Genomic DNA, 15,189 nt, shown 5'->3' with positions numbered 1-15,189 from the left:
CCGGGGGACGGCTCAGGATGGACACTGCGTGTCCATATTCGCCTACCCTACCCCCTCTGTCGCTTCGCGACATCTCCCCCTGACAGGGGGAGTCGGCCCCCGGTCCCCCGTTACGAGAGTTACCCTTTGGGCTGGGCAAAACATTTCCGGCGCACAAAATCTGAGTGGCTGGTCTGAATCCCCGCCGGGCCACTGGGCCCTGAGTTTGCAAAAATTTCCGCCGGTGCGGTTCCATTCCCGCGCCTGGCTTTGCCGAGCCAACGCTCCTGGTCCAAATCCTGGCGGGCGCATGCTATGCGCCCCTACTGGTTTCCGATGGACTGTATGGGCGGCTATCCGCCGCCCGCCCTGGAGGTTTCCGCCTCCCCGTAGGGGCGGCCCCACGTGGCCGCCCGCAGGCGGCGAAACCTCCCTGCCGCTTACCCCTCCATCTGCGCGCTCTCCGGTCCCTTGTCCAAAGCCCCGGTGACGTGGATGGCGTGCCCCCAGAACAGGTCCCCGTCGTTGAACCAGAACTCGAAGCGCCCGTCGGCGGAGATCTGGACGGCGTCCAGCTCCAGGCGCTCCATGAACTGCTCCCGGGTGATCTCCTCCGGCTCCTCGCCCTCGGCAGCGTCCTGGGCCCAGTCATTGGCCTGTTCCAGAAGCTGATCGGCGGCGAAGGAACGCACCTTCTCGTCCCAACCCTTCTGATCGGCCATGAGGGCCTTGGCCTGCTCCACGCAGGCGTCCCAGTCCTCCTCCCGGTCGATGTCCAGCCGGGCGGGCTGGCCCAGCCACTCCACCTCGGCCTCAAACCAGTTGACCAGCCGGTTGAGCGTAAAGGTCCCCAGCTCGGGCACCCAGATGGACACCGGCTTCTTCTGCTCCTCCAGGATGGCCTTCATCTCCGGGTCGATCTCCGGCTGGGGCAGCTCGGTCATGAGAAACTGCTTTCCGTCCTCGGAGGGGCGGACCATGATCTGAAAGACGCTGTCCCCCCGCACCCGGCGGCGGAGGTAGTCCATCAGCTTGTCGTCCGCCAGGGCGACCAGCTGGGTCTTCTCCCGGTGGGCGGGCTCCTCGCTGTCCTCCTCCTTCCAGGCGGTCAGCTCCAGCACAGCCAGCCAGGGCCCGTTCTCCTGGGGCCGGCTGCCCCCAAAGCCGCCGGCGCCGGTGACGGCCAGAATGCTGAACTCCTCCGGCAGAAACTTCTGCCCCAGGGCCCGCAGCTCCTCCGGAATTGCCGGCGCCTCCTTCCGCTCCGCCTCTCGGGCGGCCGCCTTCTGGAGCCGCTCCTGTTCCTCGGGGATCTCGCCGCTCTTCTTCTTGAAAAAACCGAACATGACTGAGATGCTCCTCTCTGGATAAATGTTTACTTCCCGGTGGAGCCGAAGCCTCCGGTCCCCCGCTGTGTCTCGTCCAGCTCGTCCACCATCTGGATCTGGGCCTGGACCACCGGCACCACCATCAGCTGGGCGATGCGGTCGGCGGGCTGGACGGTGTACTCCGACTCCCCGGAGTTATAGAGGCCCACCATAATTTCGCCCCGGTAATCGCTGTCAATGACCCCCACGCAGTTGGAGGGGACCACCCCGTGCTTGATGCCCAGCCCGCTCCGGGCCAGCACCAGGGCCACATAGTCCGCCGAGGGCAGGGCGATGGCGATGCCCGTGGGGATCACCGTCCGCCCGCCGGGCAGCAGGGTGATGGGCTGGTCCAGACAGGCGTGCAGATCCATGGCCGCCGACCCGGGGGTGGCGTAAAAGGGGGTGGGGATCTCTTTTCCGATTTTGGGGGATACCGCTTTGATCTTCAGTTCCATAAATGCTCCTTGGTGCCTCCGCCCCGTCCGGGCGGGCTGATGTTTACGTTTCGATGTCTGCCAGTCGTATATACCGCCGCAGGGAATACTCCCCGTCGTGGGCCTCCCCGGGGAAGGTGCGGGACATCTCCCCCGCCCGGGTGATCCGGGTCGCCCCCGCCCGGGCCAGGAGGGCGGTCAGCTCCTCCCGCTCCTCCGGCCGGCACAGCAGGCCCGCCGTCTGGAGCCGCCCCTTCTGCCGGCGCAGGACGGGGATCAGCTCCCGCCGGGGCAGGCACTTCACCAGCACGTTTCCATACAGGGGGGAGAGCTCCAGCTCCCGGTCCGGCTTTAAAGTGAGGGAGCAGCCCTCCCCGAACCAGGTCCTGTCCCCGGCCCCCTCCGCCAGGCGCTCCAGGCGGTAGGTGTGGGTGTACAGAGCGGCCTGGGCCGCACCGTCCCGGTCCCGCTCCCGGGCGGCCCGGTTCAGAAGGGGGAGAAACGCCTGGCAGAAGGCCTCCGCCTCCTCCGGACGGTCCGTGTCCAGGTAGATCACCTGACAGGAGGAGCACAGCAGCCCGCCGGTGCGGACGATGTGCCGGGCCAGAGCGGACCACTCCGCCTCCCGGTCCTCGTATCCCGCCACATAGGCAAAGCTCAGGCGGTGGCCCCACTCTATCAGCTTACAGCCCGGGGGAGCCAGCCTCCGCAGGGCGGACACCGCTTCGTCTCCGCCCCAGGTGACCGCTCCGTCCGCCAGGGCGGCCAGCCGCTCCAGGGTGCCTGTGTCTTTGGAGGACACCTCAAAGGCGTACAGCCAGGGGGCCAGCCGGGGCTCCCGCTGGGTGAGCAGCTTCAGGGCGGCCAGAGTCAGCCCCCGGTCCCCGTGGGGGAGTTTGATGAGGTTGAGATTCCCTGTAAGCAGCCCCTCCAGGGCGCTGAACAGGGGAATGCCGACCTGGTTGCCCGGGGTCACATGGAGGAGCACCCCCAGGGGCTGGACCAGGGTCCGGCCAAAGGGCCGTTCCACCAAAGCTCCAGGCCGCAGGTCCCCCAGCTCCAGCTGGAGGCGGGCCTCCAGGGCCTCCCGGCGGAGCATTCCCCGGACCTCCCGCAGCTCCTCCCGCGCACTCGGGGGCGCGTACTGGGCCAGCAAGGGGTCCAGCTCCCCGGAATCCAGGGTCCGGCCCAGGCTGTCCACCGCGTCCAGCACCACGTCCACGTCCAGGGGCGGGCCGGACCGGGTCTCATTCAGCCGCTCTTCCAAAGAATCCAGCAGGGCGGGCAGCTCCTCCTGGGAGAGCAGTGCTCCGGCGGCAAAGATCACGAGAATCCCTCCCCTCTGCCCAAGAGCTCCGCCGCGCCCGCGGCGCAGGTCTGGATCTCCGGCATGCCCACCCGGCCCAGGATGGTCAGATAGGGGGAACGGATGCCGCAGCCGCAGTCCTCCCCCGGCCGGAGCGCCCCCAGGTCGTCGGTGACCACGCTGGTCACGGGGGTGGCCCGGTTCAGGGGGGTGATGAGATTCACCAGCCCCGCCTGCCCCATGGGCAGGGGTTCCAGCGTCCGTACGTCCCGGATGAGCACCCGGGCGTAGATGGGCACATGGAAGTGGTGATGCTTGCAGGTGTTGTAGAAAATGGGGTGCTCCACCGCCCCGAACAGCTCGTGGATGTGCTCCTCCCCAATACCCAGCACCGTCCGGGCCAGGTCGTAGAGGACCGACTTGTCCACCTGCTGGGCGGCGTGCTGCTTCCACCCCCCGGCCAGCAGGATCTGGGAGCCGGGTCTCAGCCGGAGGGACACCCCCAGCTCCTCCATCCGCTTCAGGCCGAACCACAAATAGGAGGGGAAGCCCACAATGCGGGTGGGGAAGGGGGAGCGGGCAAATCGGGCCAGGGCTCTGGCCGCCCCGTCCAGGTCGGGGACATACCGGCCCTTCTCCATCCGCAGGGCGTAGAAGCGCCCCAGGGGCGGGGCGAAGAAGGTCAGCCCGAACATGGTCCGGGTGACCCCGGTGGAATTGGCCCGGTGGGGCTTGTAGCCCAGCACCACATAGTTGGCCGGGCGGGGGGACACCAGTCCGTGCCTCCACCCCAGCTTCAGCACCATGGGGATCTCCGCAAAGATGGCCCCCCAGTCGAAGCCCACCCGGCTGAACCTGCCGCTGGTCCCCGAGGAGGTGACCTTCATCCCCATCCGCCACTTGGGCATGGAGAACAGGGCGTGGCGCTTGAAGAACAGGGTGGGCACCATGGGGACGGCGGACAGGTCCCCCGTCTCCACCAGAGTTTTTGGGGAAAAGCCCAGCCCCCGGGCGATGGCGCGGTACTCCGGGCACCGGCCCATGTGCCAGGCGCAGTTGTCCGCCACCGCCTGAACGAACCGCTTCTGGGTCCCCTCCAGGTCATAGGGGTCCCGCGACCAGAACAGTCTCTGCCGGCTGAACATGGACGGATTCCTCCCTCCTCAGCCGCTCCGTCCCTTCCGTTCCCGAGCGGCCCGATCACTCCTATCTTCTATCTCCTAACTCCTATCTGACGAGTTACTCCACGTCCCGGTAATAGAGTCCTCTGGTGAACTCCCCGGGCCGGTACCGGCCGCGGCCCAGGTAGCGCTCCAGCACCCGGACGCACTCCTCGGGGGACTCGGTGGTGAATAGGAGCCGCACCGACGTCAATCCCAGGCGCTGGTAGTCGGCGGCCTTGTCCGCCAGGAACAGGGTCTTGCCGTTCAAGATCTCATTGCGGCAGCCCCAGGCCTTCACCACCGGGAAGTGCTCCCCCTTCCGGTCCACCAGCCGCTGGCCCTCCTCGCAGGAGTGGCGGCCGGTGTGGTTGTGGATGATACAGTTCTCGGTGATCATCAGGGGCAGCTGTCCGTAGACGATGGCCTCCATTGGGATGGCCTTGGACAGGTCCCGGATCTGGGCGAATTTCAACTCGAAGGAGGCGGTGGCCCCCTCCACCCCCAGCTTTTTCAGCTCCTTGAGGGTCTGGCTGTTGTACACCCCGATGCCGAAGTCGCTGCGGACCTGGAAGCCCAGCTCCCTGGCCCGGCGCACCCCGTCCAGGGTGCCCGCCAGAGCCTCCGTTACCCCCAGCTCCTTGACAGTATTCAGCTGCTGCTCCAGCTGGGGCATCTCCCGGTCCCAGCAGATGCGGGGGAGCTGGACGGACACGGCCACCCCCGCCTCCTGACAGCGTCGCACCGCGTCGGGGCAGGCCGCCCCCTCGTCGCAGGGGAGGTAGATCCGCTCCGGCTTCAGGGCCAGCAGCTCCGGGGTGATCTGCTCCGCCCGGCGCACCGACGCCGTGAGGGCGGGGGGCGCCTTGGGGTTCTCATACCGCACCCCGGGGTGGTACTCCCCGGTTTTCCGCTCCGGCGGGCGGGCGCGCTCCTGGGAGAGCTTCTCCAGCGCCTGCCGGCGCAGGGCGTTCAGGGCGGACAGGGGGAGAGATAACCCCTCGTCCACCCGGGCGGTGGCCTTCTCACAGTGGAACGGGGTGCCGCCGGTGCGGCCCAGCTGTCCCTCCACCTTCTCCCGGGTGAGGGGGACGTTCACCGCCGCCTCGGGCACCGGCCCCTCCACCTGGACCACCCGGCCCTGGGCGTCCTCCGCCGCCACCTGGGCGGGCTCCCCCGCCTGAATCCAGGCGTACAGCCGCACGGGGGTCTTGCGGTTCTCCCCGCTCTCATAGGTGGTGCGGGCCTGGGCAAAGAGCTCCCTGGGGTCCTCCCCCTCCTGGCGGGTGCCAAACATGTCGGGCCCCTTCTGGTCCAGAAAGTACCCCTGGGTGAAGCCCTGGCGGGAGAAGGCGGCCTCCAGCTGCCGCAGCTCCTCCGCCGTGGGCTCCCGGCCCTCCCGGAGGGCGTCGGCGTACACCCGTGTGACGATGGCCACGTACTCGGGGCGCTTCATGCGGCCCTCCAGCTTCAGGCAGGCCACCCCCATGTCCTCCAGCTCCTTCAGGTAGCCCACCAGGGACATATCCTTCAGGGAGAGGGGGTACTCGTCCGCCCGCTTGCCCCAGCCGTATTTCAGCCGGCAGGGCTGGGCGCACAGCCCCCGGTTGCCGCTGCGCCCCCCGATCATGGAGGAAAGGTAGCACTGGCCCGAGTAGCACATGCACAGCGCCCCGTGGCCGAACACCTCGATCTCAATGGGGGAATTTTGGCAGATGTACGCGATCTGGTCCCGGCTCAGCTCCCGGGACAGGACCGCCCGGGTCATCCCCAGATCGGCGCACTCCTTCACCCCGTCCAGGGAGTGGACGGTCATCTGGGTGGAGGCGTGGAGGTGGACGTCCGGGGCCACCTGGCGCAGCATCCGGGCCACCCCCAGATCCTGGACGATGACCGCGTCCACCCCCATCTCACTGATCTCGGCGGCCACCTGGGCGGCACGGGGGAGCTCCCGGTCGGTGAGCAGGGTGTTCAGGGTGAGATGTACCTTGGTGTCCCGGAGATGGCAGTAAGAAACCGCCGCCGCAGCCTCCTCCCGGGTGAAGTTCTTCGCGTTGCGGCGGGCGTTAAAATCGCCGTAGCCCAGATAGACGGCGCCGGCGCCGTTCTGGACCGCGGCCTGGACCGACTCCATGGAGCCGGCGGGAGCGAGCAGCTCCAGCATGGGGCAAGCCTTCCTTTCCTGAAATTTCACCGGGCGGAGCGGGAAATTCCGCTCCGCCTGGTCCGGTTATCCTTTGTGATTCTGGAGCTTGAAGATCTCGCGCTTGGACTCGGACAGCTCCATTTTCAGCTTGGCGTTCTCGTCCAGGCCCTCCTTGATCTGGCGGCGCAGATTCTCGCTGGCCTCCTGCTCCTTGAAAAACTGGTCCGCGATGTTCATGGCGGCCAGCACCGCGGCGTCGGACCGGCCCAGGCGGGCCCCGTTCATCACGTCCCGCACCTGACTGTCCACCAGGGCGGCGCAGCGCTTCACATACTCCTCGCCCTCCTCGGCCACCATGGTGTACTCCTGACCCGCGATGGAAACGGTGATCTTGTTCTTCATCCGAAATCCCCTCCAACAAGCCTTGTATTTGTCCGGTTTTCCGGCCATCCGGCCGGAATTTCCCGCAGAGACATAGTAATATGGACATTATAGCATAGTTCCCAATGTTTGAGAAATAAATTTACCATGAATTTTTTATGTCGACGGGGATTTTTTGCACGGAAGTGTCAAGGCGGATCGGTCATCTACCGGCAGGAATTTCGCCGCCTGCGGGCGGCGAGTGACTTTGCCCGCGGCGGCTCGTCGTCGCAAAGTCCACTCCACTCCGTTTCCGCCTGGCGGCGAAAACTGCGTTCGTTCCCTTGCTCCTCCTCTTCCCGGCAAACCCGCTGCGCTGGGCTTCGCCGGGAGCGACGAGGGATTGGGCAAAACGCCCCCGGGGATGCGGCCGATGGACTACGGCTCCGCTGTGCTCCGCCTAGGTCCATAGGACCGCTTTCCCCGGACCCCTTTACGGGGGACACTCTCCTGTTTTGTGGTACATCATCTCCGGCGCGCAAAATCTGAGTGAGTGCCTAAATCCCCGCCGGGCCACTGGGCCCTGGGTTTGTGAAAAATTGGGGCAGGCGCGGTTCCACAACCGCGCCTGGGTTTGCCGAACCAACGGTACCGGGCCGTTTTCCGCCGTAGGGGCGGCCCTTGCGGCCGCCCGCGGGCCGGTCTGGGACCGGCCCCTACCAATATCCCGGAACGCTCTCGTCCTTTCGTAGGGGCGGGTCCCAGACCCGCCCGTAAGCCTTCCCCTTTAGGCCGACTCCCCCTGTCAGGGGGAAATGTCCCGAAGGGACAAAAGGGGTCGGGGGGACCCAAAGGCCCGGATGAGGATGACTACTTGATACGCCCCCCTGGCGGGAGGCCCAAGGGCCTCCCCTACCCGAAATGGGAGAGCATTCTTGACTTCCGTAGGGGAGGGGCTTGCCCCTCCCGCAAAGCCTTCCCCTTTAGGGGAAGGTGGCTGGCCGAAGGCCAGACGGATGAGGGGAACGGTCCCAGTTATAAAGGCGGCTCGTTTGAGCCGTAGGGGCGGCCCTTGCGGCCGCCCGCGGGCCGCCGGGGTCGTCGGCCCCTACGGCCTCCCGTATTTCGCAGGGGCGGCACACCGGGCCGCCCGAAAACGGAACTGCAACAGATAAGGCGGGACAGCCGACAGCCATCCCGCCTTTACGCAATGCTTGTTCTCTCACGCCACGGAAAACGCCCACAAATTGGTGATCTGTCCGGCCAGGGTGTCGTAGTCCCACAGCTTCTCGCTGGTGGAGCGCCGGTTGGGGTCCCGGACCTGGAACTTCCCGTCCTCCAGGCCGGAGAGGACGATGAAGTGGCCGCTGGTGGTGAAGTCCCCGGGGCCCACGCTGCAGATGATGGGCTCCCCCGCCGCCAGGGCGTTCTCCATCACCGGCTGGCTCAGGGGCAGCTCCCGGGCGGTGACGCCGAAATGCGCTCCCCCGGCGGACATGAGCTCCCAGCTGGTGCCCACCCCGTCCACATAGTACCCCATCTCCTGGGCGTACTGGGCCACCGTATAGGGGGTGGCGGTTCCGTCCCCGGTGAGGCCGCAGATCACCATGGACAGGGCGGTGGGGCCGCAGCCGTTGAGGGCCATGGGCCCGTCCCCGTACTGGGCATAGCCCCAGCGGGGGTCCCACTGGAGGAGCAGAGGGATGGTCCCCCGCTCCGCCTCCTCCACGGTCTCCGCCGGGGCCCGGTCCTTCTCCTGGGGATAATCGGCCACAAAGCCCACCGTCTCCGGGTTGCGCACCGCCAGCTCCAGCAGCTCCTGCGGGTAGTCCTCCAGGTGGGAGAGGATGTCCCGGGCCCGGGGCTCCTCCCGGGCCAGCTCCTGGAGCTGGGCCAGGAGGCCGTCTCCCACCGCTTCCGCCTCCCCCTGCTCCGAATGGGAGGCTGGAGGGGGCGTATCGGGGGAGTGGGGCCGGACGAAGCGCCCCCGCAGGAAAAGCGCGCCGCCCGCCAGAAAGAGGAGCAGGACAATCCCCGGCACGGGGAGTCTCCGGCGGCGCTTTTTCCGGCGGCGGGACTGGGCCGGGGCTTGTCCCGCCCGGCGGGGGCCGCGGGGATCAGGATAGGAAGGCATAAGGGACTCCTTTCCAGGTGCAGGCGGCATAAGCCGCCATCATTCTTTCCACATGGGCTCCGGTTTTTGTGGAAAACCGGAGCCCGCTTTCCCTACCTTACTCTGAAATTCTTAAAATCACAGGAAAGAAATCTTAAATTTTCCGAAAACTCTCCGACGGATGCAAAAAGCGCCCAAGGCGGCCTGGCCGCTTTGGGCGCCTGGGCGTTGGGATGTGCGTTCACCCCATGTTGGAGAAGCGCTCCACCGCCTTGGCGAAGTTCTGGATGGTTTTCTCCGCGTCCCCGTGCTCGATGCCGTCCCGGACGCAGTGCTGCAGATGGCCCTCCAGCACCACCTGTCCCGCCTTGTGCAGGGCGGACTTGGCGGCGTTGATCTGAGCCAGGATGTCCTCACAGGGCACGTCCTCGTCCACCATCCGGTCGATGGCCTGCACCTGACCGATGATTTTCCGCAGGCGGCGGTGGAGGTTGTCCGCATCCATACACTGTCTCATAGGCTCGTCCCGTCCTTTCTTCGCCATAATATCTGTCACATGGTATCACAAACAACCGTCTTTGTCAAAAGCGCGGCTCCGAAATTTTGACGCAGAAACTCCCCCGGCAATGCCGGGGGAGTTGGGTTTTGTCCGCGGCTCAGGTGCCCAGATAGGCCTTCTTTACCGCCTCGTTGGTGAGCAGCTCCCGGCCGGAACCGGTGAGGGTGATGCGCCCGGTCTCCAGCACATAGCCCACGTCGGCGATGCGCAGGGCCATGTTGGCGTTCTGCTCGATGAGCAGGACGGTGACCCCCTGCTTGTTGATCTCCCGGATGATGTCGAAGATGCCCTTCACCACGATGGGGGCCAGGCCCAGGGAGGGCTCATCCATCATGATGATCTTGGGGCGGGACATGAGGGCCCGGCCCACGGCCAGCATCTGCTGTTCGCCGCCGGACAGGGTGCCCGCCGCCTGCCAGGACCGCTCCTTCAGCCGGGGGAACAGCTCGTATACCCAGTTCAGGTCGTCCTCCAGGCTGTCCTTGCGCAGGTAGGCCCCGATCTTCAGGTTCTCCAGCACGGTCAGGTCGGGGAACACATGTCGGCCCTCGGGCACCAGGGTGATACCCTTGGATACGATGCGGTCGGGGGACAGGGCGGTGATGTCCTCCCCCTGGAGGTGGATGCGCCCGTGGGCGGGCTTCACCAGACCGGCGATGGAGCGCAGGGTGGTGGATTTGCCCGCCCCGTTGGCCCCGATGAGGGTGACGATCTTCCCGTCGGGCACCTCGAAGGTGATGCCCTTCACGGCCTCGATGCCGCCGTAGCTCACCTTCAGTTCGTCAATCTTCAGCATCGTCTGCCACCCCCAAATACGCCTCGATGACCCGAGGATTGTTCTGCACCTCCGACGGCGTACCCTGGGCGATCAATTTGCCGAAGTCCAGGACGTAGATGCGGTCGGAGATGCGCATGACCAGGTCCATGTGGTGCTCGATCATGAGGATGGACAGGTCGTACTCGTCGCGGATTTTATGGATAAAGTCGGTGAGCTCCTGGGTCTCCTGGGGGTTCATGCCGGCGGCCGGCTCGTCCAGGAGAAGGAGCTTGGGCTGGGTGGCCAGGGCCCGGGCGATCTCCAGACGGCGCTGGAGGCCGTAGGGCAGAGAACCGGCCACCTCGTCCTTCAGATGGGAGAGCCCCTGCTCCTCCAGCAGGGCCATGGCCTCCTCCCGCATGCGCTTCTCCTCGGCGCGGTTCAGGCGGAAGGTGGCGGAGAACACGTTCTGCTTGGCCCGCATGTGCTTGGCGATCAATACGTTGTCAAACACAGACAGGGCGGAGAACAGGCGGATGTTCTGGAAGGTGCGGGCGATGCCCAGCTGGGTGATCTTGTCGGGGGTGGGGCTGATTGCCTGGGTGAACATCCCCTGATTTTCTCCCTGATAGTCCTTGACCATTTTGCCCTGGGGGTGGTTTTCCACCATGGCCCGCCCCAGGAAAGACACCCGGCCGTTGGTGGGCTCATACACCCCGGTGATGCAGTTGAAGGCGGTGGTCTTGCCGGCGCCGTTGGGACCGATGAGGGCCACGATCTCCCCCTTGTTCACCTCCAGGGACAGGTCGTTCACCGCCACCACGCCGCCGAACTGCATGGTGACGTGCTCCAGGCGGAGGATATTTTCTTTGCTCATTTCGCCGCCTCCTTTGTTGTTTTCTTCCGGCGGAACAGCAAATCGGTAAACTCCTTATCCCCCATCATGCCCCGGCGGAAGAAGAGCACCACGATCATGATGATGACGGAGAAGACCACCATGCGGAAGCCGTTGCGGGCAAAGGGTATGGTCAGCGAGCCGGAGATGATGAACCACACCCACCAGACCATGAGCAAAAGCCCCACGACCCAGACGATCAGTTCCTTCCAGAACGCGTCCCCCGACTTGCGGCGGCGGCGGATCAGCATGGCGGAGGTGCCCACCACGGCCGCGGCAAAGAGGATGATGAACAGGATGCGGCTGGTCTCGGTGGGGGAGGAGAAGGCCTGGGTGTTGTCCAGGAAGCGCAGCCACCACTCGGAGCAGGCCACATACAGGAAGGTGGCCAGGCACGAGCCGGAGATGGAGCCGATGCCCCCGATGACCACGATGAGCAAAATCTCATAGGTCATGGTGGAGGTGTACACCTTGGCCTGGGCGTTGTTGGCGAACATGGCGAACAGGGCCCCGCCCACCCCGGCGAAGAAGGAGGAGATGCAGAAAGCCAGCCGCTTGTGCTTGGCCAGGTTGACCCCCATGGCCTCGGCGGCGATCTCGTCCTCCCGGATGGCCTTGAAGGCCCGGCCGTAGGAGGAGTTAATGAGCATGACGATGACCGCGATGCACAAAATGGCGATGAGGAAGGGGAAGAAGGTGGACAGGCGCAGGATCACCGTCCCGTTGGCGTCGGTGATGTTGAAGTTGTTGAAGGTGGGGATCTGGGTGATCATGTTGGCGCCGTTGGTGACCGGGCCCAGGGCCTGCCACTGGAAGACGGCGCGGATGATCTCGGCGAAGCCCAGGGTGGCAATGGCCAGATAGTCGCTCTTCAGGCGCAGCACCGGCAGGCCGATGAGGAAGGCGAAGAAGGCGGCCACGCAGCCCCCCAGCAGGATGGCCAGCACCACGCCCAGGATGAGGCCGGTAGGGGTGTCCAGCCCGCCGAACAGGTCGGGCAGGGAGAAGGGCACCGCCGAGCCCCCGTACAGGTAGTACACCGTGTCCTTGGCGGACATGGGGACGGTGAGGATGGCGTAGGTATAGGCTCCCAGGAGCATGAAGCCCGCCTGGCCCAGGGAAAACAGACCGGTGAAGCCGTTGAGCAGGTTCATGGACACCGCTACCAGGGAGTAGACCGCCGCCTTTTTCAGCACGGAGAACAGCTGGCTGGTGGGCAGGAAGATGCTGGGCACCGCGCCGGTTCCCAGAAAGGTGCTCAAATTCTCCAGCAGCACCACTAAGAGCAGGACAGCCGCGGCGAAGATCAGGCCGGCCACGGCGCCCTTTCTGCTTTTTCTCTCTTGGATCATAGTTGACGCTCCCTCCCTTAGACCTTGTCGGTGGCCTTTTCCCCGAACAGGCCGGTGGGTTTAAAGACCAGAACAATGATGAGCAGGGCGAAGGTAAAGGCGTCCACAAAGGTGGTGGCCCCCTCGAAGGGGAGGATCTTCACGAAATTCTCGCAGATGCCGATGAGGAAGGCCCCGATCACCGCCCCGGGAATGGAGCCGATGCCCCCGAACACCGCGGCCACGAAGGCCTTCAGGCCGGGCATGGCCCCCGAGGTGGGGACGATGGCCGGGTAGGTGGTGAAGTAGAGCATGGAGCCCACCGCCGCCAGGGCCGAGCCGATGACGAAGGTGGCCGAGATCACCGAGTTGATCTTGATGCCCATGAGCTGGCTGGTCTCAAAGTCCTTGGCCACCGCCCGCATGGCCATGCCGATCTTGGTGTGGTTGATCAGCTGGGTGAGGACGATCACCAGGGCCACCACCAGGAAGGGGGTGAGGATGACCACCCACTTGATGGGGGTGCCGGCGATGGTGACGGTCTCCCCCAGGAAGGGGAGGGTGGGGTAGGTCATGGGCTGGCCGCCGGTGACATAGGTGGCGGTGTTCTGGAGCAGGTAGCTCACCCCGATGGCGGAGATCATCACGCTCATGCGGGGGGCGGAGCGCAGGGGCTTATAGGCCACCCGCTCGATGCAGAAGCCCAGGGCCACCGTCAGAACCAGCACCAGCACCAGGCTGGCCGGGATCACCGCCGCCGGGGGCAGGTAGGGCGTCAGGCCGGAGGTGAGGTAGATGCCCATGAGGCCGGCCACCATAAACACGTCGCCGTGGGCGAAGTTGATCAGGCGGAGAATGCCGTAGACCATGGTGTAGCCGATGGCAATCAGGGCGTACTGTCCTCCCACCGAGATGCCGAACAGCAGGGTGGAGATAAAGAATTCCATGGAAAGTCCTCCCTATTTGGGTTTTGTTTCCCGGACCGTCTCAACGAGCGGAGGGCCCCTCCGCCCTTTGAGGCAGCCCGGAAACCGGAACATAAGGCTTGGCGGGGACCCGGGGCCCCCGCCAAGCCAGCAGCTGTTTCTAAGGATACCGGGCGGGCGGATTACTGCTCAACCGTCTGGACGGTTTCCAGCTCCCAAGCGCCGTCGTTGGTGGAATGCTTGATGTAGGCGGTGTCCCGGATGGCGTCGCCGTTCACGTCGTCAAAGGCGATGTCGCCGGTGACGCCGGTGTAGGTCACGTCCCACAGGGCGGCCTTGATGGCGGCGGGGTCGGTGGAACCGGCGGCCTTGATGGCCTCCAGCGCCACGTAGTAGGCGTCATAGCCCATGGCGGACACGGCCGCGATGGTGTCGTTGCCGCCGTTGGCGTCCAGGGCACCCTCAGCGGTGTTGATGTACTCCTTGATGCCCGCGTCGAAGTCGGCGTTGCCGCCCTCCTGATAGAAGGTGGACACGTAGAGCTGGATGTCGGTGCCGCTGATCGCCTCCAGGACCATGTTGTCGTCCAGGGTGTCGGAGCCCAGGAAGGGGGCCTCGATGCCCAGGGAGGCGGCCTGGCTCAGAATCTGAGTGGCGTAGGCGATGGAGACGGGGGTGAAGATGACGTCGGCCCCCTCGCTCTTGGCCTTGTTCAGGTAGGTGTTGAAATCGGAGTTGTTGGTGGGGAAGGAGTCGGTGATGACGGTGCCGCCGGCGGCCTCGAAGGCCTGGGTGAAGTAGGCGATCAGGCCCTGGTCGTACTCGTTGCCCGCCTCGCCCAGGCAGTAGGCCACCTGAGCGTCGAAGTTATCCATGGCGAAGTTGGCCAGGACGGTGCCCTGGAAGGGGTCCAGGAAGCAGATACGGAAGTAGTAGTCGTTGCCGGCGGTGACGTTGGGGTTGGTGCAGGTCACGCCGATGGCGGGGATGCCGGCGCTGCCGAAGGTGGGGCCGCCGGCGATGGACACGCCGGAGCCGTAGGAGCCCAGCACCAGGGAGACGCCCTCGCTCACCAGCTGGCTGGCGGCGGTGGGGGCCTTGTCGGTGGAGGAGCCGTTGTCCGCGTAGACCAGCTCCACGGTGTACTCAGTGCCGCCCACTTCCACCGTGGGGGTCAGAGAGTTGGCATACTGCATGCCCAGCATCTCCTTCTTGCCGCCGGAGGCGGAGTCGCCGGTGGCGGGCTCAAAGACGCCGATCTTGATGACGTTCTCCCCGGAGCTGGAGCCTCCGGCGGATGCGTTGGAGCCGGAAACGGAACCGGAGCCGGTGTTCCCGCCGCAGCCGGCCAGAGCGCCCATCAGAAGGGCAGCGGACAGAGCAGATGCAAGAATTCGTTTCATGTTCATGACTCCTCTCAGATTTGAGATGGTTGGCGAAAACTGTCTATCGGTGATAAACACTTGTTCGCTTAATAAACACATTATAGCGGAACCACCCTGGAAATGCAAGCGTCGATTTGGAAAAATTTCGGCTTTGTGAAAAAATGCGAGGTATTTTGAGGGGATATGAGGGAATTTGTAGGAATCGGCCAAGAAACTCCGGCTGCCGCGGCCGCCCCTGCGGCGGTCCCGGCGCCCCCCGCCGGAGCGTACCGCCCCCAGCAAACTTCCAGTGTCTGTGAGGCGGAGACAGAGAAAAGCGCCCGCCCCGCTGGATGCGGTGCGGGCGCTCAGGCTGTCAAAAAAGTCCAAGGACTTTTCCGACAGCCTGAAAAAATGCCGTTACTTTCCCGCCGCTGCGCGGCGGAAAAGTCCTCGCTGCGCTCGCTGAACGCCTTGCTCTGCAAGGCA

At 65.4% G+C, this 15,189-nt stretch carries 13 protein-coding genes; all 13 read right to left on the bottom strand.

Features of this window, described 5'->3' with window-relative positions; genetic code table 11:
• Positions 1 to 419: 419 nt before the first annotated feature.
• On the bottom strand, positions 420 to 1,325 hold the full coding sequence (locus B5F19_RS14915; protein ID WP_087291934.1) for a DUF2262 domain-containing protein: 906 nt from the start codon (positions 1,323 to 1,325) through the stop codon (positions 420 to 422).
• Positions 1,326 to 1,354: 29 nt separating this feature from the next.
• Entirely contained in the window at positions 1,355 to 1,804 is a 450-nt protein-coding gene (gene dut / locus B5F19_RS14910) for a dUTP diphosphatase (RefSeq protein ID WP_087291931.1), read from the bottom strand.
• A 43-nt stretch (positions 1,805 to 1,847) separates the two neighbouring features.
• Positions 1,848 to 3,110, bottom strand: coding sequence for an acyl-CoA reductase (locus B5F19_RS14905; protein WP_087291929.1), 1,263 nt, complete (start codon positions 3,108 to 3,110; stop codon positions 1,848 to 1,850).
• Entirely contained in the window at positions 3,107 to 4,234 is a 1,128-nt protein-coding gene (locus tag B5F19_RS14900; RefSeq protein WP_087291926.1) for an acyl-protein synthetase, read from the bottom strand. The genes B5F19_RS14905 and B5F19_RS14900 overlap by 4 nt, the downstream gene beginning before the upstream one ends.
• A gap of 94 nt (positions 4,235 to 4,328) precedes the next feature.
• A complete protein-coding gene (locus tag B5F19_RS14895; protein WP_087291923.1) occupies positions 4,329 to 6,413 on the bottom strand; it encodes a U32 family peptidase in 2,085 nt (694 codons plus the stop codon).
• A 66-nt stretch (positions 6,414 to 6,479) separates the two neighbouring features.
• A complete protein-coding gene (locus B5F19_RS14890) occupies positions 6,480 to 6,797 on the bottom strand; it encodes a cell division protein ZapA (RefSeq protein WP_087291920.1) in 318 nt (105 codons plus the stop codon).
• Between the two features lie 1,180 nt (positions 6,798 to 7,977).
• Positions 7,978 to 8,889 carry a C39 family peptidase gene (locus B5F19_RS18280; protein WP_087291914.1) on the bottom strand — a complete coding sequence of 304 codons (912 nt, stop codon included), beginning with the start codon at positions 8,887 to 8,889 and terminating at the stop codon, positions 7,978 to 7,980.
• A 220-nt stretch (positions 8,890 to 9,109) separates the two neighbouring features.
• Positions 9,110 to 9,385 (bottom strand): metal-sensing transcriptional repressor, encoded by a 276-nt coding sequence (locus B5F19_RS14875; protein ID WP_087291911.1) that lies wholly within the window; start codon positions 9,383 to 9,385, stop codon positions 9,110 to 9,112.
• A gap of 139 nt (positions 9,386 to 9,524) precedes the next feature.
• Complete coding sequence (locus B5F19_RS14870) at positions 9,525 to 10,223, bottom strand: ABC transporter ATP-binding protein (RefSeq protein WP_087291908.1); 699 nt, start codon at positions 10,221 to 10,223, stop codon at positions 9,525 to 9,527.
• Entirely contained in the window at positions 10,210 to 11,061 is an 852-nt protein-coding gene (locus tag B5F19_RS14865; RefSeq protein WP_087291905.1) for an ABC transporter ATP-binding protein, read from the bottom strand. Before B5F19_RS14865 ends, B5F19_RS14870 begins: the two co-directional genes overlap by 14 nt.
• On the bottom strand, positions 11,058 to 12,431 hold the full coding sequence (locus B5F19_RS14860; RefSeq protein WP_087291902.1) for a branched-chain amino acid ABC transporter permease: 1,374 nt from the start codon (positions 12,429 to 12,431) through the stop codon (positions 11,058 to 11,060). The genes B5F19_RS14865 and B5F19_RS14860 overlap by 4 nt, the downstream gene beginning before the upstream one ends.
• Before the next feature lie 17 nt (positions 12,432 to 12,448).
• On the bottom strand, positions 12,449 to 13,357 hold the full coding sequence (locus tag B5F19_RS14855; protein ID WP_087291899.1) for a branched-chain amino acid ABC transporter permease: 909 nt from the start codon (positions 13,355 to 13,357) through the stop codon (positions 12,449 to 12,451).
• Positions 13,358 to 13,518: 161 nt separating this feature from the next.
• Complete coding sequence (locus B5F19_RS14850) at positions 13,519 to 14,739, bottom strand: ABC transporter substrate-binding protein (protein ID WP_087291896.1); 1,221 nt, start codon at positions 14,737 to 14,739, stop codon at positions 13,519 to 13,521.
• Positions 14,740 to 15,189: the final 450 nt, after the last annotated feature.

Origin of the sequence: Pseudoflavonifractor sp. An184 (assembly GCF_002160305.1) — a bacterium.
In the GTDB taxonomy this organism is placed as follows: domain Bacteria; phylum Bacillota; class Clostridia; order Oscillospirales; family Oscillospiraceae; genus Lawsonibacter; species Lawsonibacter pullicola.
The sequence above is the reverse complement of the archived record's forward strand: the minus strand, read 5'-3'. Positions and strand labels throughout refer to the sequence as shown.

Excerpts from the sequence above, each read along its gene's own strand:
- B5F19_RS14915 (WP_087291934.1), bottom strand. The coding sequence starts at position 1,325 with ATGTTCGGTTTTTTCAAGAAGAAGAGCGGCGAGATCCCCGAGGAACAG.
- dut (WP_087291931.1), bottom strand. The coding sequence starts at position 1,804 with ATGGAACTGAAGATCAAAGCGGTATCCCCCAAAATCGGAAAAGAGATC.
- B5F19_RS14900 (WP_087291926.1), bottom strand. The coding sequence starts at position 4,234 with ATGTTCAGCCGGCAGAGACTGTTCTGGTCGCGGGACCCCTATGACCTG.
- B5F19_RS14895 (WP_087291923.1), bottom strand. The coding sequence starts at position 6,413 with ATGCTGGAGCTGCTCGCTCCCGCCGGCTCCATGGAGTCGGTCCAGGCC.
- B5F19_RS14890 (WP_087291920.1), bottom strand. The coding sequence starts at position 6,797 with ATGAAGAACAAGATCACCGTTTCCATCGCGGGTCAGGAGTACACCATG.
- B5F19_RS18280 (WP_087291914.1), bottom strand. The coding sequence starts at position 8,889 with ATGCCTTCCTATCCTGATCCCCGCGGCCCCCGCCGGGCGGGACAAGCC.
- B5F19_RS14875 (WP_087291911.1), bottom strand. The coding sequence starts at position 9,385 with ATGAGACAGTGTATGGATGCGGACAACCTCCACCGCCGCCTGCGGAAA.
- B5F19_RS14870 (WP_087291908.1), bottom strand. The coding sequence starts at position 10,223 with ATGCTGAAGATTGACGAACTGAAGGTGAGCTACGGCGGCATCGAGGCC.
- B5F19_RS14865 (WP_087291905.1), bottom strand. The coding sequence starts at position 11,061 with ATGAGCAAAGAAAATATCCTCCGCCTGGAGCACGTCACCATGCAGTTC.
- B5F19_RS14860 (WP_087291902.1), bottom strand. The coding sequence starts at position 12,431 with ATGATCCAAGAGAGAAAAAGCAGAAAGGGCGCCGTGGCCGGCCTGATC.
- B5F19_RS14855 (WP_087291899.1), bottom strand. The coding sequence starts at position 13,357 with ATGGAATTCTTTATCTCCACCCTGCTGTTCGGCATCTCGGTGGGAGGA.
- B5F19_RS14850 (WP_087291896.1), bottom strand. The coding sequence starts at position 14,739 with ATGAAACGAATTCTTGCATCTGCTCTGTCCGCTGCCCTTCTGATGGGC.